Origin of the sequence: Sphingobium salicis subsp. salicis (genome assembly GCF_049472635.1) — a bacterium.
Classification (GTDB): Bacteria; Pseudomonadota; Alphaproteobacteria; order Sphingomonadales; family Sphingomonadaceae; genus Sphingobium; species Sphingobium yanoikuyae_A.
The window spans coordinates 128,688-149,437 of record NZ_JAYRCS010000002.1 but is presented as its reverse complement, the minus strand read 5'-3'; the positions used below and the strand labels follow the sequence as shown (position 1 = coordinate 149,437).

Below are 20,750 nucleotides of genomic sequence, written 5' to 3'. Positions count from 1 at the left end.
GAAGGCAATGTGCGCGTCTCCGCGAACAAAGCCTCCAGCGATCAATCTAAGAGATTCCGCCGCGCTTCTCAATCGTAGGGGGCGTTTGCGGGAGGGGGCGGAATCCTACGCTAAGGATTTGGGCCAGCGATATTCCCCGGTTAGATTGATGTGTTCCCATCCCAACGGCGAGACGTGGGCGAGTAGATCAGGCGCGATATGGGTACCGCTGGCGGCCCGGGTATTGACGACCTCGCCGAGCTTCATGGTGTTCCAGAATATGATGATGGCGGCGAGCAGGTTCATTCCGGCGATGCGATAGTGCTGGCCTTCGCCGGATCGATCCCGGATTTCACCTCGGCGGTGGAAGCTGATGGCGCGCTTTAGGGCGTGGTGGGCCTCACCCTTGTTGAGGCCGATCTGAGCCTGGCGCTGGAGGCCGGCATCAAGAATCCAGTCGATCATGAACAGGGTTCGCTCGATGCGGCCCACCTCTCGCAATGCGAGGGCCAGCTCATTCTGGCGCGGGTAAGAGGCGAGCTTGCGAAGAATCTGGCTGGGGGCGACGATCCCCGCTGCGATCGTCGCCATGATGCGCAGGATGTCGGGCCAGTTGCGCTCGATGAGCGGTTCATTGATCTTACCTCCGACCAGCGCTCGCACATTGGCCGGCGTCGCGTTGGGCGTGAAGGCATAGAGTTTTTCTGAGGGAGATCGCGGATACGGGGGGCGAACCTGTAGCCGAGCAAGGCGCAGGCGGCGAACACATGATCGGTGAAGCCGCCCGTGTCGGCAAAATGCTGGCGAACGCGGCGGCCCGCGTCATTCATGAGCAGCCCGTCCAGGATATAGGGAGCCTCGCTGACCGTTGCCGGGATCACCTGGGTTGCGAACGGCGCATATTGATCGGACACATGGCTGTATCCCTTGAGGCCCGGGACGTTGCCATATTTCGCGTTGATCAGATTCATCGCCTCGCCCTGCTCGGTAGCAAGGAAGAACTGCCCGTCGCTGGATGCCGATTGCCCTTGTCCCCAGAAGGCGGCCATGGGCAGGGCGGCGTGGGCCTCCACGATCATGGCGAGCGCCCGATCATAGGCGCTGCCTTCGACATGCCAGCGCGCGATCCGCAGCAATTCCCAGAAGCTGTGCGTGTTGGTCGCCGCCGCCATCTTGCGCAAACCGAGATTGACGCCTTCCGCCAGCAACACGTTCATCAGGCCGATCCGGTCGCTGCAGGGCGCGCCGGTGCGCAGATGCGTGAACGCCTCGGAAAATCCGGTTCGCTCATCGACTTCCAGCAACAGATCGGTGATCCTCGCGGGCGGGAGCTGTTGATAGAGATCGAGCACGAGATCCTCGGCCCCTTCGGGCGTGTCGGCCCTCAGCTTGTCGATGTGCAGCTTGCCGTTCTCGATGATGCCGCCTGGGATCGTGCCGGTTCGCGCCGCGCGGCCAAACTCCTTCAGCCGTGTATCCAGTCGAGCCCTGCGCTCGGCCAGCCATTCGCCGGGTCGCAGCGGCACGGCGAGCCGCGCGGTCTGCTCTATCGCCTGTGGCGGGACCAGAAGCTGCTTGAGGTCGCCATAGCGGCGCGATCCCGCCAACCATATGTCACCGGACCGGAAGGCGTCGCGGATGTGGAACAGCACCGCGATTTCCCAAAGCCGGTGGTCGCCGCTGGGCTCAGCGCGAAGATGACGATGCCATTTCGAGTTGGGACGTAGAAAATCCACCGGCGGATCGACCTTGATCCCGTTACGCAGCATCGCAACGGCCGCCAGAAGAGGCGTGGCGATCGGCGCCGCCTGCATGTCGAGCAGGCGCAGCATCCTGGGCGCGTAGAGGCGGAAACGGTGATAGCCGTCCAGCACACGGCTGAGCGGGTCGGCCGCGAGCACGTTGGTCAGCGCGGAGGCCGTGGCGACAAGGGTTCTGAACCGTTCCCAGCCAGGCCCGGTGGCGATTATCCCGTCCAGGGCCGTGCCATCGTCCTGCGCTCCAAGCAAAGCACCACCGATTTCGGCAAAGGACTTCAGCGTGTCCCGAACGGCCGCCTTTTCGTCGGCGATCCTGGTGTTGCAAAGGCGTTCGGAGGCCCGATAGAGACGGCCTACGATGCGATCGTGGGTCTCCACGATGACATCGGCCAGCGATGACCGCCATTCCAGGGTGCAGACAGCGAGGATCGCAAGCCGCCTGTCTTCGGGCAGATCACGCATGCCGTCGGCGTAATAGCGCTCGCCCTGCCGGCGAAGCCGGGTCACACGATGCGCCGGCACGCCGTCCAGCAAATCCGCCGGAAGATCGAACCTTTGAAGATATTCCAGTCGATCCATCAGCCGGTTAGCGGCTGCTGAATTTGCGCCAACCTCGAACTGTCGCAGCCATACGAAGCGCGTGACGCGACCATCCACCGTATCCTCCAACAGGTGAGCCAAATTCTCGCTCAGGGTTGGCGTGATGCGATGGGCGATAAGATCCTCGATCCGGCGCTCGGCCTCAACCAGCGCATCGGCGCAAAGGCGCTCGATCGTCGAGGAGCCGGGAAGGATCGTGCGGGTGCGGCGACACTCCGCAACGAAGCGACGGGCAAGATCCTCATTCGATGTCGCCGCCTCGGCTTCCCGAGCGATCCATTCGCGCAAATCCCGTGCGCCCCGCCCCGAAAAGGAGCGATAGCCGTAGATTCGGCGAAGGTCCGCCAGATGCTCGTGCCGGGTCTCCTCGCGCGCGGCATAGAGGAGTAGATCGTCGCTGGTCAGGCCGAGCTGGGCCGCGATGAAATCCGATACCTGCGCCGGGATCAACTCGCCAGGAGCGAGCACCCGGCCCGGGTAGCGCAGGACGCACAGTTGCAGCGCGAAGCCAAAACGATTGTGGGCGCGCCGGCGCTGGCGGATATGCCCGAGATCCTCATCGCTGAGGGTATAGTGCCGCAGCAGCTCACCTTGATCGACCGGCAAGTGAAGCAGCGCCTCGCGCTGTCGATCGGTCAGGGTCACGCGACGCGGCATACATGCTCCTTATTCTTTCCGAGCTACGGTTTGAGATAGCTTGATTGAGATGCTGGTTAAGATACACAATAGCCCAATCTTATGTGCTCATGTTCGTCACCGCCTCAAACCTTCGTTTGTGATCCATGCTGATCGGCTACGCCCGCGTGTCCAAAGCCGACGGCTCGCAGTCGCTCGACCTGCAGCACGATGCCCTTCGCGCTGCCGGTGTCGAGCCAGGCAATATCTATGATGATCGTGCATCCGGTAGCCGTGATGATCGCCCCGGTCTTGCCGCCTGCCTGAAATCGTTGCGCGACGGCGATGTCCTCATCGTTTGGAAGCTCGACCGGCTCGGCCGAACGCTCACCCACCTGGTCAGCACGGTGCAGAATTTGTCGGATCGCGGTATCGGTCTGCGGGTGCTCACCGGCAAGGGCGCGCAGATCGACACCACGACGCCATCGGGCCGGATGGTGTTCGGCATTTTTGCCACACTGGCGGAGTTTGAGCGGGATATGATCCGCGAGCGCACCATGGCTGGCCTGGCCGCTGCCCGCGCGCGGGGACGCAAGGGTGGCCGCAAGTTCGCCCTCTCCAAGGCCCAGGTGCGGCTCGCTCAGGCTGCTATGGCCCAACGCGACACGTCCGTTTCCGACCTCTGCAAGGAACTCGGGATCGAGCGCGTCACTCTCTACCGCTATGTCGGTCCCAACGGGGAACTCCGGGATTACGGTCAGCGCGTGCTTGCTGCCAAAACGCGATGATGATGACGGGAGCCCCGATCAAACTTACCCAAGCGGACGCCGCAGACGTTGCAGACCTGTACAACCGTTGCAGCGACTATTTCCTGTTGCAGGACGGGGCCGCGCCCACGCTGGACGATGCTCGCGAGCTTTTCTCCGATGTGCCGCCCGAAAAGAGCGCCCACAATCAAGCTGTCCTGGGATGGAAGGGGCCTGGCGGCCTATATGCAATCGCGGCCATCCTCCGCGATTATCCGCGTGATGGCACATGGTATCTCGGCTTCATGATCGTAGATGCCGCACAGCGTGGTCGTGGCGTCGGACGCTCAATTTACTCGACGGTCGAAAGCTGGGCCGCTGCGAGAGGTGCCACAGAGATTCGGTTGGCCGTGCTGGAAGCGAATGAAGCGGCAGAGCGATTTTGGCGTTCTCTCGGCTTCATTGAGTATCGGCGCGTTGGGCCAGACACCTTCAAAATGCGTAGCCATCGCCGGATAGAACTGAGCCGTCGCCTTTCTGGCGCGACCGTAGAAGGCAGCAACAAGTAAGATCTCGCGCCGGCTATCTGGGCGAGCTTGGCGTAGGATTCCGCCCCCTCCCGCAAACGCCCCCTGGCATGGGCCGTAAGGCCGCTCGGCCTCACGGCCCTGCCTGTCCGGCGAGGACGGGATGGGGAGGGGAAACGAGAATCTACCGCTGGCGCGGGCGAGCCGCCCTAGCGTGGCCGGTGCCCCGGCACCGGGTGCCGCGATTGGCGGATTACACGGGCGGATGATTGTCGTTTGGGAACGAAAGGGCGGTGCCCTTGGTGTTCCCCTGGTGCCGATCGCGCGCAGCGCAGGCGGCGAAGGAAGGGCAGTGCGGATCTCCGTACGGCATTTATCGCGCGCACGCGCGCACGCCGTCCCGCCCGCCCGCGAGGGCGGCCCGCTGGCCGATTTTCTGCTTTCGTTCTCGACTCGGCTGACTCATAGAATCGTCATGCCGATCATGGCCGAACATCGCTGGCTTTATCCGATCGACTGGCCCGAGCTGTCGAGGCTGATCCGCTTCGGCCGCGCCAACGGGCGCTGTGAGCATTGCGGGCGCCCGCATGGCGCGCGCGTATTCCACCTTGGCGATGGCCGTTGGTGGGACGCCGATCGCCGGCAATGGCGCGACGGTCGAGGGCGCCGGATACGCGCACCGGGCGAGGGGGTCGCGGCGATCGTCCGCGTGACGCGGGTCTACATCGCCTGCGCGCACCTGAACCACGATCCTACGGACAATGCGTGGCGCAACCTCGCCGCGCTATGCCAACGCTGCCACATGGTACACGACGCGGCCGAGCATCGCCGCAGACGTTGGCTGAATGCCTTCCGGCGCCGCGCCCTAGGCGACCTGTTTGAATGGTTCGAGAGACGCGCCGCGCCAGGGATTGAAGGTGTGCCACGTGGCACACCCGCACGGGCATTGAACGCGCCAACGCACGAACCTACATGATCGTTGGCCTTCGTGGCTTCGGGGTGCTGGGGGGTTCAAATCCCGCAGGCTGGCTGATTATCGGTGCCCTCTTTTTGGCTCTGGCGCTTCGCTTCGCAAGCGTCATTTTCATGGAGGGATTGCCTATGATTACACGTTCAAAATCTCGCGCCCGCAAGGCGCTCAAGGTCAAGAACACCAACCTGAACCCAGTGACTAACGTGATGAAGCTCTGTTCTGTTTCTTTCGAGACCGTCTGGGCACTGATCGTTGGCTGGTCTGCTGGTGCGGCCGGCCCCGCACCATTGGCGCAGTCGCGCCAGCGTCACCAGTAGGGGGCGGAAGAGCGATCTTCCGCCCTTTGCTTATCGAAGCATGGTCAACGCTAGATGACGAGCTGCCGCTCCGATAGGGTAGCGGCTGCATGGCCGACCAATCCCCCCTGATCGTCTTTCCTGATACGAACGTCCTCATCCAGGGCCGGACGCTCAAGGATCAACCATGGGAGGAGTTGGGCCGGGATCCCATCGACGTCATACTGTCCGGGCCAGTGATCCGCGAGCTTGATCGGCTGAAGAATAGGCCCGGCAGGGTCGGGAAGGTCGCCCGCTCGGTCAGCACGAAGGTGCGCGAACTGATGGCGAGCGCAGCACGAGCGGAGCTGCTTCGCGAACACGGACCTCGGGTTATGCTACGCCTCGCGGCCGGCGCACCAAACCAAGGCAAGGTGCGCGAGGAAATTGATCTGTCCCATGACGATCAGGCCATCATCAACCAGGCGCTTGCGAGCCTTGATGCAGGGGCCGAGGTTGTCCTCCTGACCGATGATAATTTCGCCGCGATGACGGCAGAGCATTTCGGGTTGCCGGTGCGGATGCTGCCGGCTCACTGGCTGAAGGAACCCGAGGTAGACGACAGCGCAAAAGAGCTTGCCCGTAAGGATGCCGAGATCACCCGGCTAAAGGCGGCCGAGCCGATGCTTGCGCTTCGCTTCGTCGATCAGTCGGGCACGCAGATCGATCGGCTCGAGGTAACGATGAAGCGCTATCTTCCGGTCTCCTCTGATGATGTCGATCGGCTGGTGAAGCGGGTCATCGCGCTCGCACCGATGGCGGAGCTGACGCCCACGCAATTGAAGAAGGCGCCCGAGCCCCGCAGCCCCGGCGAGGGTTTCGACATCTCGAGCATCGCCTACCCTGACGATGGCATGATGCCTCTGACCCGAATGACCATCGACAAGTATGAGGATGACTATCGGAAGTGGGTTTCGGGCGTTCGTTCGAAAATCGCCGGATTTCATGCGGAATGGAACCGCCGACGGGACTGGCCACAGGCAGTTTTCGGCGTGCGGAACACGGGCACACGGCCCGCTTCCGATGTGCTTGTCGAGGTCGCTGCGTCCGGCAATTTCAAGCTGAGTGGTCCGGGTAAGGTCAACGACGAGCGTGGCGACAAGGGTGCACGATGGCTTGAGCTAGCGCTCCCTCCGGAACCGCCGCGCCGGAAATCTCGAGGTGAGATCCTCATGGCATCGGGGATTTTCGATCACGACCCTCTCGCACATATGCCACGCGCGCCGTTTTTGCCGACAGCGGCTAACACGCGGCGGGACGATGATGCTTTCTACTGGCGAGAGGGCAGATCCGAGGCCGTTTCGACGATGGCACTTGAATGCAAGACTTGGCGCCATGGCCGAGAAGAAGAGGAGTTTCCTTTTCGCATCTGGGCAGATGATAGCGCAGACGTGCGAGGCCTGATCGTCGGCCGGATCAGCGGTAGCAATATTCGAGAGCCACTCGACAAGCACCTCCCGCTCCGTATCACTTTTGAAGATCGCGAGTGTCTGTCAATGGCGGAGACACTCGTGGAGGATTTCGAGCGACGGCTTGCGCGGAATAGCAGGATCAGGAGATAGAATGGATACCTTCAACGCTGGAGTCCAGTATAACGACTTCAAGGGGACGGTCGCGGCGGACATATCAGACAACGTCGCGCTTACCGATTATCTGCTGTCCTTGGGGAAAGCCGATAAGGACGAGCGCGTGGTCGGTTTCAGGATCGCGTCCGGCGAGAACCGTGGCACGCCAGTGACCGACGTGTCGCTGGTCGCCTATCTCCTGCGTTCGGCTGACTTTGAGCCGGCTCCGACTGAGGTGCGCGCAGTGGAGGTGCGGGTGACGCCAGGCGAAGCTCTCGCGTTCTTTAAGCGCTTCGACCTCGTGGCGATGCGGCGCGGGGTGGATTTCAGCAGCACCCACGTAGATGGTCCACATTACGGCTGAACCTGGCTGCGGACGCTGTTGCGAGCGGTCCAGCCTGATGACAGGCAAATACGCTTCGATCGGAGACAAGAGGCATGACGCAGGCGCAGCTTGATAGCAGATCGAAGATGCCTCCGTGGCGGCCCATCATGTGGAGCATCGTCGCGGTGCTGCTCCTTGCGCCAGCGGCTGCCATGCAATTTACTCGTGAGGTTACATGGACCCGCTTCGACTTTGCAGCCGCTGCGATATTGCTTGTCGGAGCTGGCGCAGTTTTCGAAATCGTCGCGCGACACACCAGCACGGCGCGGCATCGGACATTGATCGGAGCCGCCATCCTCGGCTTAGTCACATTGACTTGGATTGAGGGTGCCGTCGGCCTCTTCCACTAAGCGCGGCCGCATTGATCTCGTCGGATCGCCCAGGCGCCGCCGGCCTTGGTCGGGCGGCGCCGCGCGGACCCGGCAGGGGACGCACACGCGCCAGTCATGCGGAGGCATGGCTGGCGCGCCCGCGATGGGCTGCTGCTGAACGATAAGGGAAGGGGAGAGGAAAGGGGGTCCGATTATCACCGGCCCCCCATCGTCGTTATGCCATCGTGTCGTCGGCCATCTCTTCGTCTTCCAAACCCTCACCGTCGATGTCGGAGTCGAAGTCGCCCGGCTCGGCCTCGGGCTGGTCGAACGCTCCGATCTGCATGGGCGCGGGAAGCCAATGCGAAGCAAGCCGTCCCGATACGTTGACTGCCAAGTCCGCCTTCTTCTTGATGGTCGCGCAATTATCGGCGCTGGCATCGCCACACTCGGCGCGGAGAAGGTCGATCAGGGCCGCGCGGCGCATCTTGTCGAACAGAGCGATGGGAGCTTGCCAGCGGGCCGCAATGTCCACGCCGCTCGCGCGAGCGACCTGCTCGAAGTGATGATGACGCGCACCGGGGGCACCGCCCGCGAACAGTGTGCCGTCTACCGTCATCGCCACCAACCCGGCAAGCAGCGCCATCTTGTCGTCGCCGCTCATGGCGCGGATCGCCTCGAAGCGGCCTTCTGCGGGGATCGATCCGAAGCGGTCGGCCATCGTTTCCTCGACCTCCCGCACGTCGCTGGTCGCCATCAGGTCGTCCGCAACATCGGTCGCGATGGTCTTGGCCTGCACGTCGATCGCCATCTGATAGCTGTGCGCGCCGTGGAGTAGCTGGCCCGCAAGGCTGTCCAGCAGCATGTCGAGCGCAAGCGCCGGGTCGGCTGCGACCGCCTCCTGCACGATCCGGGTCTTGATCCGCGACAGGTCGGCGACAAGGCTGTTGCTGTAGAGCGGCTGCGGCTCACTGCCGCTCGCCTTAGGCTTCGGCTCGGCCTTCGCACGATAGAAGCTCTTGCCGAGCGAACCGTCATGCGAAACCCATAGCGCGACACCACCAATCGCAACCTGCTCGGCGTTGAAGGCGCGCAAGCCCTCGGTGATCGCATCCCGCTCGTCGCACAATGGCTCCAACGCCAAGCTATCCTCACCCTCCTTCTCGGCGATGGCCTCGATCTCACGTTCAATCTCGGCAAGCCGCTCGGCCTCGGCCTCGGTCGGCTCGCGGGTGGCCGGATACAGGCTGCCCTTCATGTACAGGTCATAAGGTCGGTCCAGCGTGGCACGGACCTCATGCCAACCAATCGCGCGATACTCGTCGGCGATACCGTCCAGCTTGTCCTCTGCCAGTTCCTGCACAAGCTCGGGCTGGTCGGCAAAGCCCTCGGCCCCTTGGCTGAACAGGTCCACCGTGATCGTCCCGCCCTTTGCCTCATAGGCGTCACGCCCGACGAAGAGGAAAGCGCCGCTGGTGGTGTCGACCTTCTCGGTGGTGAGCATCCGCCGGATGGTGTGCGCATGGCCGTTCGCCGCCTTGCAGACCTTCACCTGTTGGTCGTGATCGTCGGTAAGGGTGAGCGCGCGCGCCGCCTCAAGCGACAACTGGTCCTTGGCGATCAGGTCGATCAGCGACGGTGCGAGCGCGGAAAGGCGAAGCATCTTGTAGACGAAGCTGACTGCCTGACCGAACCGGGCTGCGATTTCCTCGGCGCTCATGCCGGTATCGCGCAGCGCGGCGAAAGCGCGGATGCTGTCTGCCGGGTGCATTGCTTAGGTCATGTGTCAACTGTCCTTCGAAGCATTTTTTGGCAGATATCCGTCAGTTTCTGGTCTTGTTGTCGGGTGACACTGTCCTTCGAGCTTTGGTGGTCGCTGGCACGGCGCGGAGCGCCGTGTCACGCTCGGCGATCAGCCGAGCGTTGTGACGTTGGTGGCGGTGCGCTTCCGCTTCGGCTGTGAGGGCGCGCTGCAACAGCAGCGCGTTCTCGCTAACCAGGCGACGCTGCTCTTGCTTCATGGTGCGGATGAGGCCGTGCAGTTCGTCGAGCTTGTCCTGCCAGGTCGTCACCGGCTTGATGGGATCGCCGAGGATGGCGTGAAGGTCGTCGATGATATCACGATGGTTGGTGTAGATCGTGTTGCGCGCGACCCCGGATTCGCGCGCGAGGGTCGCGACGGTGAGCGTATAGCCGCGCTGATGCAGCGGGTGGACCGGGCATCCTTTGCGCAGCCGTTCGAACGCAGCGTTGAGCCGGACCTGGGTCTGCTGGCGACGCTGTTCATGACGATCGGGTTTCCTGGGCATTGGATCATCCCTCATCGAGCTGGGTGAGGATACGGTCGCATTCGGCGACCCTGGCCTCAGCAAGCGCACGACTGCCGGCATCGAGCACCGGCTGTTCGAGCAGTTTCAGATTGCGGGCACGGCGCATTTCCCACACGGACCGATGTCGGGGCGTGACCGCGAAGTTGGCGCAGGTCGAGCAAGTGGTCTCGGTCCTGAGCACCGGATTGGGGCCGGCCTCGCCGCCGAAGCACGCCGAGGTTTCGGGGCGATAGACGCAGTAACCCCAGTCGCACACGCCGAGCCGCAGGTCGGTTTCCGCCATGAGGAAGTCCACATATGCCTGCACGTCGCCATTCCGGGTGCAGCCGCGGAACCGGGATCGTGCCGCAATGACGCGCCCGGCCTTGCCGCCGAGCGCGGTTGCGGTCAGCATCTCCTCCAGCGCCGCTCGCGTTTCCTCTTGGGCATGACGGTCGATCAACTCGTCGAGCTGGAAGTCGGTGCCGACGTAGCCGCTGTCGGTCATCGCGCGCGTCACATGGCCAAGATGTGCCTGGAGCGCGGCGAGCCCGGTGCGGTCGCGCTTGCCGACGAACCGCGCGAACGTCTTGCGGCCCTGATGGGTGTTGAGGTGCCAGGGCTTGCCCTCGTGGAGCGGCAGGCCGATGAACGGTGCGAACAGCAGATTGAGACGACGGATGATCGTATAAGTGGCCGGCAGGTCGATCTCGACGGCAGGACCGATGAGGCCGGTGCTCGATGTGATCAGGAACAACTCCTCGCGTCGCGACCGGCGCCGCAGCCCATCGGTCAGCTTCTCCATCACTGCGACCGCACGCACGACCGGCTCGGGCGCGATCCAGCGGTGGACGTCACCATGATAGCCGCGTGAGGTCTTGAAGATGCGGCCCGTAAGATAGGCGAACCGCTCGTCACCCGTAGCGGAAGGGTGACGTTCGATGCATCCGGCTTCCAGCCCAAGGATCTCCGAGAGACGGGCGCCGACCAGCCAGGCGATCGTCACGAAGCAGGCATCGTAGAGCCGGTCGGCAAGGTAGCGCACGGTCTTGGTGCTCGTCACCGGCGCCCGATGCCAGGGGGCCTCCTCGCCAGGCAGCACCTGGAACCGGAACGGCGCGATCGCGTCGATGACGCGGAAGCCGGCCTTGGTGGGAGAGAGCCCGGATGCGAGCGCCGCATCATAGGCCGCCTGCGCCTCGCCTTGCAGGGCGAGGATATCATCGGCCGCCGGTCCGATCAGCCGCAGCGCCGACGACAGTAACGGCACCGCGATCGCGTCGGGGGTATAAGGCAGCCAACCTCGATCACTCCTTTTGAACATGCCTGTCGTGCCCGGGAACGGATCACCGATGGCGACCGTCGAGTAGCGCGCGCCTTGGAGATAGATCAGGATGAGCAGGCTGCGATAATGATGGAGTGTGCCCGTCTTGAGCAGTTCGCCCTTCGGGTTTCGGCGCTCGGCCATCGCCGCCATGAACCGCTCGCTTGCGCCGCGATCAAGGTCGGCGAACCGGCGATAGCCCTGATCTGCCATCCAGCGGATGAGGAGGCGAAGCCCCTTGAACAGTCTCATGAGCGTGCCATCATGAACGTGCCTTCGCCCCGGCGGGGGATCGACCTTCGCGCTCCACAACAGGGTCTTTGCCGCCGCCAGCCAGAGCAGTAGCTCAGGATCGGTGAACCGCCCTGTTGCGACCGTAAAACCCCAGTCGAGCGAGTAGTCGCCCCGACTACAACCGGGCCGGATGCCGTCCAGGTGCCATATGTCGTCGCTGAAGCGCGAGCGCGACGATATCGCGATGTCGGGCGCGAACGCCGCCGCCTGGGCGAGCAACAGGGTCATTCCAGCACCGGCAAGGCAGGCAGCCCCGCCATGATCGCCCGCGCGGCATCGTGCAACTCGCCGGGGAAGTCGGGGAGGATATCGCCCGTGAGGATGCGATGGCTCTCGGCGTAGATCAGTGCCCAGCGCGTCGGATCGATCCGTGTCCGTGCTTCCTCCAGTACTGCGATCGCCTGGAGGATGCGCGCCAGATGCTCGGCATCCAGCGGGATCACCAGGCCCGGACAGCGCAGACACGCCCCGAGCCGAGAACAGGGCCTGCCCTGCCTGTCGCCACCGAGCAGATTGAGGCAGTCATGCCCGAACGGCACGCTCGCGGGCATTGCCGCCGGCGGCGCTTGAGAGACGGTATTTTCCCCCATCACCCATCCGATCATCAGCGCCTGCGCGCGGGCGATCGTCTCAGCCTGGATGCGCGCCGCCTCCGGCCCACGCACATAGCGTTCGGTCGTGTCGATGCGCGCATGGTTGAGTAGCGCCTGCGCCGCGATCAGATCGCCTTGGCTCGCGGTATAGACCTGGGTCGCCGCGCTGCCGCGCAGGAACGCCGCCGCAAAGTCGGGAAGCGGTTCGCGCCATCGTTCGGGTGCGGCCCGGTTCCAGATCGCGATCCGGTCATTGGCGCGGTCGATAAACTTCTTGATGCCTTTGCCCAGCGTGCTCATCGATACGAGGCGCACCGTGCCGAGCTTCTCGCTCTTCATCAGGAACAACAAGTCACGCTCCTGCACGCGGGCCTGGCTTGCAAGCGTCGCGGTCATGGCGATCAGCCGATCGATCAGATTGGGCGCCGCATAGGGTCGCCGACGGTCGAACGAACGGCGCTGCGCCCGCTTCACCTTCGCACCAGCACGCGGCTTGCCCCAGTCGATCATCACCCGATGCTCGTCGAGCGGATGCGAGCTCTGGCAGTCGCGTCGCAGACGCCGCAATGGGTCGGGATTACCGGCGGTCTGAACCGCGAGCCCGAGGAAGAAGGCCGGAAGATACTCCAGTGTCAGATGGAGATAACCGGACAGATGCCGCAGCCCGCCACGCGTGCTCAGCGTGGAGACGCCATAGGGGACCTTGCTCGCTGCCGTCACCACGCCATTGCCGACGCGCGCTATTGTGCGCACGAACCGGCACGTTCGCGCATCAACACCGGGCACCGCGCCGCGCGTGGCGAGGATGCGTTGCCCGGTCTCGAACCGGTCCCAGGCTTCGTCGATCTCCTCATAAGCTGCCTGAAGGATGCTTTTGAGCACCGCCTCGCTGAGCTTGGGTCGCGGCGTCGGCGACCGATTGGGCCAGGGATTGTAAGGGAAGTCGATCCGGCTCGGCAGACGATCAGGCGCGTGCCGCTTGGTCCAGTCGACCAGATAGCGCAGCACCGCCAGCGCATTGGCTTTCGAAGGTGCGGTCCAGCCCTTGCCATCCGGGCCTGGCTGTCGGTTGAGCCAGTCCATATAGCGCCCGACCAGTGTGGAGGTGAGGTCGGCCGCGCCAGCCACCGCATCCTCCTCTCGCGCGAACGTCGCGAACAGGCGCAGCGCACGATAGCAGCCGCGCTGCGTATCCGGGCTCGATCCAGCGTGATGCCCCCGGAACGCTTCGGCCAGCAGCACCGTCACATCACCCGGAAGCCCGAGCCTTCCCAGATCGAACCGCTTGTCCACCTCGCCCCAGGCGTCGCGGAACAGGACGATGGTATCACTCGCCTCCCGCGTCACCATGCGCCGGTTGATCGGTGCCCGCCTAGCCATCGTCGATCAGCGCGCCGTAAAGCCAGGCGATGCTCTCCTCCAGTTCGGCACCATGCATTTCCACGCAGCGCAGATAGATGGCAGTGCTGGCGATCGACCTGTGTCCGAGCAGCACCTGGACCACCTTGAGCGGGTTGATTTCCGGTGTCATGCGCGCCTGCCGCTGGAGCTGCGCCAGCATCGTCATCGCATAGCAGTGCCGCAGCCAATGGCCGGTCCCGACCACGCCGGCCGCCTTGAACGCCGCGCTCATCGCAGCCGTGAACCGGACTGGACTGACCGGCTTGCCCCGGCTCGTCAGGAAAAGCGCCGAAGGTGCATGCCATGATGGATCAGCGCGGCGCAGCCGCCGGATCAGCGGGCCGCGCACCTCATCGATGTAGCGATGCGTGGCGTCGAGCAACCGGATCGGCGGATAGACCGTGCGCGGATAGCCGCCCTTGGTGATGCTGAGCCCGATCCCGACCAGCGGATGCTCATCGGCATCCAGGTGGGCGATCTCCGGCACCTGGAACAGCTCCAGCGCGCAAAGCTCCTTGCGGCGCATTCCCGTCACCAGCGCCCAGCTTGCCATCAGATCGTAAGGCGACGCCAGCGCACTGAACAGCCGGCGAAGCTGATCGGCGCGCAGGGCGCGCGGCAGCCGCTCGGCCTCCGGGACGGTCAGCACATTGGCCGCGACGATGCCGGGACGCGCATCGAGATGCGCGAGCATCGACTGCCGCCGATGCGACACACGCACGTCGATGTAATGGAACGGCAGCTCCACGATCCAGCTCCGCTGATGCGCCCAGCCATAAAAGCGGCAGACTGTGCGGACCCGATCGTTGATCGTCGAGCGCCCATAGGGCCGCTTCGTGTGCGGGCTCGGGCGTTCCAGCATCCGGTTGCGCCACGCCGCTATCTCGCGTTCGCCAACCGCGTCCCAGGCGATCCGGGATTGCTCCAGGCTATCGAGCCAGTCGTGTAGATGTTCGCTATAGGTGCGGATCGTCTCGGCCGCGTGGCTGCGGCCCGGGATGGTCGCCAGTTCGTGCAGATACGCGAACGCAGGCTCGATAATCGCCATCCCATCATCGACGATGACCGGGAAGTGCGCCGGGATGTCGCCATAGCCCGGCAACGCTCTGATGATACGCGCCATCTGTCCTCCGTGGCGCGTCGTGCGCGCCCGATAGCAGGACAGCCTATTGCCGTTCAGAGCCCATGATTACGCTCAAAAGGACAGTTTCTGCCCCATGCTTAAATGTGCGGCGCGCTCAGGCGCGCCGATAAACCCAAGGGCGTCCGTGTGACGGACTCGTCGCCCCCGATCGCAAGCGGGACAATACCACAACCGCCGCGCAAGTGCTTGTTCCAGGCCGCCCTCCGCCAGCTCTTCGGGTAAGCGCTGCGGGCGGCCTGGAACAAGCACACCATTCTCTTATTCTTTCTATCGAAGGACAATCTGGACACATGACCTAACATGTCCTCGCGCTGAAAGTTCTCCGCGAGCGACAGTTCGATGGCTTCTTCCTTGGTGCGGACCTCGACCGGAAACGCATCGCTGTTCTTGATCTGCTTGCGCTTCACCAGTTCCTTGAGGCCCCGATAGCGCCGCCCTCCGGCGAACACATAGAACAGGCCCTCGTCCTCGTAGGCGACAAGGTTCTGCAACAGGCCGTGTGCGGCAATGTCGTCGGCCATGCTCTCGATGGCGGAAGGCTTCACATGGCGCTGATTGAGCGGAGAAATGCGAAGCTGCGACAGCTTGATGGTCGTGATACCCATGATGATGTTCCTTGATCTGTAGTGGTGGTGTCGATGGGGGAGGGGGTCAGCCTTCGAGGCTCGCCAGCTCGTCGAACTCGGCGGATGCGCGCGCCGCGCTGTCACCCGCGTAGGTCGCGCCGGTGCGCGGGTAGAAGAAGACCCGGTCGCCCTTGGCGTAGGGGATGCCGTCAGGGCTGGTTCCAGCCACCTTGGCGCGCTTCCAGTAGGGATCGCCCTTGTATCGGGTGTAAGCCATTCTCGTTCCTCCTTCTTCCTGCGGCTGAAAGCCGGTTGCCGCAGCAACCGGGTCTGCCTCTCCGGCGAGGAGCGGGACGGGGAGGGAGGAGGAAAATCGATGGTCTGGCGCGGGCAGGCCGCCTAGCGCGGCCGACGCCCCTTAGGGTGTCGGGTGCCGTGCTTGGCGGACCACACGGGGCCGTCTATTTTCCTTCGGGAACGAAAGGGCAGCAGCCCTGGTGTTCCCCGCAAGGCGGGCCTTCGGGGGAGGGCCGCGCAGCTCTGCGGGTGATGTCGCGCCTCTTCGGCGCGGCCATAGGTGTGCCACGTGGCACAGCTCACGCGAGGATCGTTACCCGCATGGGCCGAGACGCCGGCACGGTGGCTCGGGCGGCACGCGTGACGCTAGAGCCGTGCCCGGCAGGGCCGCGCCCCATCTCGAAGCGAAGCTCTCAAAGCCTTATGTTGGTCATCTGCGAAGGGCTTGTTGAGGACAGGCATGATGGCGTTGAGCGAATTGCAAGACTGGATCATGCGCGAGCTGCGCGACAGGCGCGGCCTGATCGCGGGGTTGCCGGCACGGGCAGGCTCTACATCGGCCGACATGGAACAGGCGATCGATGGGCTGGTGCGGCGCCGTTATGTTTCGGTGATCGGACCACCCAATCAGAACAGCGATCTTGGGAAGGACGTCGACGAGCTTCACCTGGAACCATACGGCAGTGGCTATCTGCGAACGCTGCGCTGATCCCAATTCGCGAAGACAAGGAACGCTCGTGCCCAGCTACACCAACGCATTGCAGATTTCCCAGGAGGGCAAGGGCATCCCCTATGGCGGGACTGGCGAGATCCGCGAGGATGGCGACGCCAATTACGGCTTCAAGAACCTGAAGGGCAGGCTCGATCGCCTCGCCGACATTCCCGAGCTCGCACGCGACGAGGCGCTGCACGACCTGGTTGCCTCGCTGAACGCGCCGGAATCGGCTTTTGGAAGTGTGGGATGCGTGAGCGCGCTCGTCGACGAGAGCGAGGGGCACCGCGTGAGCGGATATGTGGAGTTTGCCTTCGATTCAGCCGAGAAGGTCGCTGACGCGGGAAGCTATTTCCCGGTGTTCTTCCACTTCGACCGCGCGCTTCACGTGATGAAATTCGACGACAAGGTTCATTTTCACTGGGAGCTGATGGGCGCGACGTTCCGCCGCACGGATACGATGGGCTTTACCGTGTCGGTGACGGTGAACACGGGCTGGTATCCGACTGCCGAGGAGGCCGCCATCGCGTGGGCGAACGGGTTGGACTTCCTCGCTGGCTACCTTCGTCACGTGCAGCCGGAAGGCGGCACGCCGATTTTCATCGACGGCTGATCCTCGACGCCCCCAGCGCCGCTGGCCCGCTCAGTGGGGCAGCGGCGCGCGATCCGGGAGACGGTCAAACGACAAAGGGGACGGAGACCAGTAGCGCGTCATCGGTCGGCTCGATGTCGCGCAGCTCCACCATCGCGATTTTCTCGACACGCTCGGCGCCGATCGGGTCGAGATAAACATAGGTGTGATCCGCAACGACCGGGCTGCACAAGCGCCAGATAACACCCTTGCGGCCGATGCGCCGTTCGGCGCGACCATCATAGGAGGCGAACGATCCGACGATGCGGACGCGCTGCGCGATCCGCAGCCAGTTCGCCGCGCCGTCGAGGACGGCGGCTCGCTCCTCGGGCGACAGGGACGGTCGCCCGACGCCGAACGTCGCTTGCGGATCATGCGCAGCCCGGACCAGCTTTTCCACGACAGGTTCCGGACTCCAGGTCGAGGCGGGGCCGGGCTTCGCGCGGTGCATGTGGGTGATCGGCTTCGCTCCGAATAGATCGGGTTGAACGCCGACCAACCGGCGGGCGAACAACGCCTTTGATAGGCGCGCCGTCGCGCATCAGCGCGACCAGCTTGTTGAACGTCGCCTCGTCCACGGTCGCGAGGCGGGGGTCATAGACCAACCGGCTCGCGACTGCCCGGCCCCCTTCGGGGCCGGTGTCGTCGGGCTGGATCATGCCGCTTCCTCAAGTTCGGTCGCCGTCTCGACGGCCATGCGGGTCAGCAGCCAATCGGCCGCGTCCTGCGCGAGCCGCGCCGCCGTGAAGATGCACCGCTTGTCATTGCGCAGCGCTTGCAACCAGTTCGCCAGATAGGCGGCGTGGTCCTCGCGGTCGTGGAGCTTGATGCCAATCGTCGCGCTGACGAACGCGGCCCCAAGCTCGGCAACCAGTTCCTCGCGGGCGTAGTCTTCGCGCTCCGTGGAAATGAGTGAGGGGCGGGCTAGGCGGTCGACGTGACCCGTCGCGTGGCACAGCTCATGCGCTAGGGTCGAATAATAATCGTCGCTGGTATGGAAGTCAGTAAATTCGGGCATGACGACATGGTCGCCGCTCGGCTGATAATAGGGCTGGGAACCGAAGTGCTTGAGGGTGACAGGCACGCGGGCAAAGAGCGCGTCCAGTTCGGCGTCGCGCTCATCGGGATTAGTCGCGGTGATGATCGGCGCGGGAGCTGCATATTTGGCTTCGATGCCGTCAATCTGCTCGGGTAGGGTAGGCCGGCAAGGTCTCAGAGAGAACATTGCTCGGCCCCCCTCCGAACCGGACGTGCACCTTTCAGCGCATCCGGCTCTCCACGACTGCGTGCTATCCGCCGTTGGCGGTCGGTTGGTTGACCGGCGTGGATGCTATTGTGGCAAGCCACGCATAGGACAACGCGCTTGCGCTGCCGTGCTGCCTGCATATGGCGAGACAGTCCGGCATATTGCATCTCCGCGACCCGGCGGACGTGATGGATTTCGCAGGGCAGGTCTTCCCGACCACAACGCTCACACTGGCGAGCATTGAGCCGTTCGACCAACTCTGTCCTGCTAAACACGAACTGAGCTGAGCGGGGATTATCGATCCCGCCCCACGTTCGTACATGTCGTCGCAGGTCCTTCAACTGCCACAGCTTGATCGCGCGGGGTTCATTTCCCACCTCGAAGCGGATGAAGAAGTCCATCCCACGCCGCAGTCTGGCGAAGACGCTGCGAGCCGATGTCCTATGCTTGGCGGCGATGGTTTTGACGCAGGAGAACAGGGCGAAGTAACCGCCTTTGTTTAGCTTGCGCTTCACGTCGTCAGCTAGGGCATAATAGTTCGCAAAGCCGCGCCATTCGGCATTGTAGGCAAGGACGATCTCCACGTCGCTTGCGAAGCGCAGTGCGGGCCGACCACGCGGGCGGAAGGCTTCATAGTCGCCCCAGCCCTTGTCGTTGACGAACCGGACAACCCGATCCCTCGGAACGCGAAGCCGCAGCCGGTCAGCCAAGCCGCGCCGCAAGGTCGGACGACCATCGAAGATCGCCTTGTGCGGATTACGGTTGGTACTGGTGCAGACCTCGTATCCTAAGAACCGCGCCCCATCCGTGGCTTTTCGGATTCCGCTTTTCTCGGCGGACATTTCCAGCTTCAGGGTGTCGGTCAGGAAGACCCTGACCTCGTCCATCAACTGGCGTGCATCCGCTTTGCTGCCGGTCACACCGATGAGGAAGTCATCGGCATAGCGGCAGTATCGCAGTCTCCTATAGTTGGGATCGAGGGCGTCGCTGGCCGGAACGGTTGCCCGTTCTGCCTTGAGCCGACCGATCTCCTCCAACATGGAGGTGATCTTCGGGGAGTCCGCAAGCCCTTGGGCTCGCAGCGCATCCACGTTCCGACGCAGGTAAGAAGTGCGGTTGCGGATTCGACGATAATCTTTCGTGAACCCGCGTTTGTCGCCCTTGGTGAAGCTGGCGATCCGGGCCTCAATGAACATATCAAGCTCATGGAGGTAGATATTCGCCAACATCGGCGAGACGACACCGCCCTGAGGTGTGCCGCTGTAGGTCCGATGATAGACCCAGTCCTCGATATAGCCCGCCTTGAGCAAGCCTCGGATCAGACGCACGAAGCGACGATCCGCGATCCGCTTTTCCAGCAGGCCGATCAGAACATCATGATCGATATTGTCGAAGAACCCGACAACATCGACGTCGATCAGCCACTTCACCCCCGTCCATTTGGCGCGGATGGATTCCAACGCCGTATGGCACGATCGCTCTTTCCTAAACCCATGCGAGTGCTGCGAGAACAGCGGTTCATAGATTTGCTCAAGGAGCGTCCGCACCACTTCCTGGACGAGCTTGTCCTCCGTGGTCGGCACGCCAAGCGGCCGTTTCTTGCCGTTGGCTTTCGGGATATACACCCGACGTACCGGCTTGGGCCGATAGCTTCCGTCCGCCAACCGGTCGATGATCGACCTGACCATCTCGGGCGAGAAGCCGTCGAGTGTCTTGCCGTCAACGCCCGGCGTCATCGCACCCTTGTTCGGCGCGATCTGCTGATAGGCATGCTCCCAAAGGAGCGGGCTTTTCATGAGGCGGAAGAGTCCATTGACCCGCCGACCCGACCTGATGATGGTCGGGAGTGATCTGACGGCCCTCTCGATGGTATCTGGCAGCATTAGCACACCTCCTCGTGAGGTTGTCTGATCGCAGTCGCTGCCGCCCTTCCCCCGAGCGTTGAGGCTTTTCGCACGGGTTGCCCCGCACTTATGGCCGCGCTCGTTCCCCACTGGTGTGGAGACTGTCCCGGCCATTACGCCGGGCATTTGAGTACTATGGCGGCTCCGTCGCCATGCAGGTCCGGCAAGCCGTCCTGTTTAGGCGATCCCGCAATTACGGAAGTCGGAGTTCCGACGTGGTTAGGTGCCCCGTTCGTTCACTTGCCCCTCCCTACAGAGGGTGCGCCGGAGAAGCTGGCAGGCTCGCGGCATGACCGCTTGCTCGGGAGGAACTCAACGCCCTTTCCTCCATTTCTCCGATGTGCCGCGTCAACCATCCTGCGACACCGCTCACGTTGTTAGCCGCTGCAAACTGGGGTTCAGGCAGTATAGCTTTCACCATACACGTCTTGCCCTGATCCATGACGCCGCGAATGGTTCTGGCGCTTCCGGACCTTTTCTGAACATGCTACTTTTCCCCGTCCCTTTCGGGATCACAGCTATTGCTAGCCGAG

Annotated in this window: 20 protein-coding genes and 1 pseudogene; 9 read left to right on the top strand and 12 right to left on the bottom strand. The window is 63.5% G+C overall.

The window, feature by feature from the left end:
* Positions 1-105: 105 nt before the first annotated feature.
* A pseudogene (locus tag VHN57_RS25260) lies at positions 106-2,996 on the bottom strand (Tn3 family transposase).
* 125 nt (positions 2,997-3,121) lie between these two features.
* Between VHN57_RS25260 and VHN57_RS25255 the strand changes: the two are divergent.
* From VHN57_RS25255 to VHN57_RS25225, 7 genes are all read left to right on the top strand, one after another.
* Positions 3,122-3,742: a recombinase family protein gene (locus VHN57_RS25255; RefSeq protein ID WP_008832583.1), complete on the top strand. Its 621-nt coding sequence runs from the start codon at positions 3,122-3,124 to the stop codon at positions 3,740-3,742.
* Complete coding sequence (locus VHN57_RS25250) at positions 3,739-4,269, top strand: GNAT family N-acetyltransferase (protein ID WP_007686150.1); 531 nt, start codon at positions 3,739-3,741, stop codon at positions 4,267-4,269. The genes VHN57_RS25255 and VHN57_RS25250 overlap by 4 nt, the downstream gene beginning before the upstream one ends.
* Before the next feature lie 310 nt (positions 4,270-4,579).
* The gene (locus tag VHN57_RS25245; RefSeq protein WP_333885663.1) at positions 4,580-5,203 is read left to right on the top strand and encodes a hypothetical protein; all 624 of its coding nucleotides are present in this window, start codon (positions 4,580-4,582) and stop codon (positions 5,201-5,203) included.
* Entirely contained in the window at positions 5,200-5,517 is a 318-nt protein-coding gene (locus tag VHN57_RS25240; RefSeq protein ID WP_333885662.1) for a hypothetical protein, read from the top strand. Before VHN57_RS25245 ends, VHN57_RS25240 begins: the two co-directional genes overlap by 4 nt.
* 89 nt (positions 5,518-5,606) lie before the next feature.
* On the top strand, positions 5,607-7,097 hold the full coding sequence (locus VHN57_RS25235; RefSeq protein ID WP_333885661.1) for a PIN domain-containing protein: 1,491 nt from the start codon (positions 5,607-5,609) through the stop codon (positions 7,095-7,097).
* Position 7,098: 1 nt separating this feature from the next.
* Positions 7,099-7,464, top strand: coding sequence for a hypothetical protein (locus VHN57_RS25230; protein WP_333885660.1), 366 nt, complete (start codon positions 7,099-7,101; stop codon positions 7,462-7,464).
* A 74-nt stretch (positions 7,465-7,538) separates the two neighbouring features.
* Positions 7,539-7,835, top strand: coding sequence for a hypothetical protein (locus tag VHN57_RS25225; RefSeq protein ID WP_423286285.1), 297 nt, complete (start codon positions 7,539-7,541; stop codon positions 7,833-7,835).
* Between the two features lie 196 nt (positions 7,836-8,031).
* Here the strand turns inward: VHN57_RS25225 and VHN57_RS25220 are convergent, their stop codons facing one another.
* The 7 genes from VHN57_RS25220 to VHN57_RS25190 form a co-directional block, all read right to left on the bottom strand.
* Positions 8,032-9,567: a ParB/RepB/Spo0J family partition protein gene (locus VHN57_RS25220; protein WP_423286282.1), complete on the bottom strand. Its 1,536-nt coding sequence runs from the start codon at positions 9,565-9,567 to the stop codon at positions 8,032-8,034.
* Positions 9,568-9,619: 52 nt separating this feature from the next.
* A complete protein-coding gene (locus VHN57_RS25215; protein WP_063976795.1) occupies positions 9,620-10,105 on the bottom strand; it encodes a hypothetical protein in 486 nt (161 codons plus the stop codon).
* A 4-nt stretch (positions 10,106-10,109) separates the two neighbouring features.
* Complete coding sequence (locus VHN57_RS25210; protein WP_063976796.1) at positions 10,110-11,951, bottom strand: site-specific integrase; 1,842 nt, start codon at positions 11,949-11,951, stop codon at positions 10,110-10,112.
* The gene (locus tag VHN57_RS25205) at positions 11,948-13,696 is read right to left on the bottom strand and encodes a site-specific integrase (protein ID WP_063976797.1); all 1,749 of its coding nucleotides are present in this window, start codon (positions 13,694-13,696) and stop codon (positions 11,948-11,950) included. Before VHN57_RS25205 ends, VHN57_RS25210 begins: the two co-directional genes overlap by 4 nt.
* On the bottom strand, positions 13,689-14,840 hold the full coding sequence (locus VHN57_RS25200) for a tyrosine-type recombinase/integrase (protein ID WP_063976798.1): 1,152 nt from the start codon (positions 14,838-14,840) through the stop codon (positions 13,689-13,691). Before VHN57_RS25200 ends, VHN57_RS25205 begins: the two co-directional genes overlap by 8 nt.
* Before the next feature lie 98 nt (positions 14,841-14,938).
* The gene (locus VHN57_RS25195) at positions 14,939-15,466 is read right to left on the bottom strand and encodes a ParB/Srx family N-terminal domain-containing protein (RefSeq protein WP_423286279.1); all 528 of its coding nucleotides are present in this window, start codon (positions 15,464-15,466) and stop codon (positions 14,939-14,941) included.
* A gap of 46 nt (positions 15,467-15,512) precedes the next feature.
* A complete protein-coding gene (locus VHN57_RS25190) occupies positions 15,513-15,704 on the bottom strand; it encodes a hypothetical protein (protein ID WP_267224387.1) in 192 nt (63 codons plus the stop codon).
* A gap of 480 nt (positions 15,705-16,184) precedes the next feature.
* On the opposite strand from VHN57_RS25190, the gene VHN57_RS25185 reads away from it, so the two are divergent.
* Both VHN57_RS25185 and VHN57_RS25180 read left to right on the top strand, forming a co-directional pair.
* Positions 16,185-16,433: a hypothetical protein gene (locus VHN57_RS25185; RefSeq protein WP_267224384.1), complete on the top strand. Its 249-nt coding sequence runs from the start codon at positions 16,185-16,187 to the stop codon at positions 16,431-16,433.
* A 28-nt stretch (positions 16,434-16,461) separates the two neighbouring features.
* Positions 16,462-17,049, top strand: a complete 588-nt coding sequence (locus tag VHN57_RS25180) for a hypothetical protein (RefSeq protein ID WP_267224382.1) — start codon at positions 16,462-16,464, stop codon at positions 17,047-17,049.
* A gap of 64 nt (positions 17,050-17,113) precedes the next feature.
* Here the strand turns inward: VHN57_RS25180 and VHN57_RS25175 are convergent, their stop codons facing one another.
* The 4 genes from VHN57_RS25175 to VHN57_RS25160 are packed head-to-tail and all read right to left on the bottom strand — an operon-like array spanning position 17,114 to position 20,109.
* Positions 17,114-17,467: a hypothetical protein gene (locus VHN57_RS25175; protein ID WP_267224380.1), complete on the bottom strand. Its 354-nt coding sequence runs from the start codon at positions 17,465-17,467 to the stop codon at positions 17,114-17,116.
* Complete coding sequence (locus tag VHN57_RS25170; RefSeq protein WP_267224378.1) at positions 17,439-17,726, bottom strand: hypothetical protein; 288 nt, start codon at positions 17,724-17,726, stop codon at positions 17,439-17,441. The genes VHN57_RS25175 and VHN57_RS25170 overlap by 29 nt, the downstream gene beginning before the upstream one ends.
* On the bottom strand, positions 17,723-18,292 hold the full coding sequence (locus tag VHN57_RS25165) for a zincin-like metallopeptidase domain-containing protein (RefSeq protein WP_423286273.1): 570 nt from the start codon (positions 18,290-18,292) through the stop codon (positions 17,723-17,725). Before VHN57_RS25165 ends, VHN57_RS25170 begins: the two co-directional genes overlap by 4 nt.
* Complete coding sequence (locus VHN57_RS25160) at positions 18,280-20,109, bottom strand: reverse transcriptase domain-containing protein (protein WP_423286270.1); 1,830 nt, start codon at positions 20,107-20,109, stop codon at positions 18,280-18,282. The genes VHN57_RS25165 and VHN57_RS25160 overlap by 13 nt, the downstream gene beginning before the upstream one ends.
* Positions 20,110-20,750: the final 641 nt, after the last annotated feature.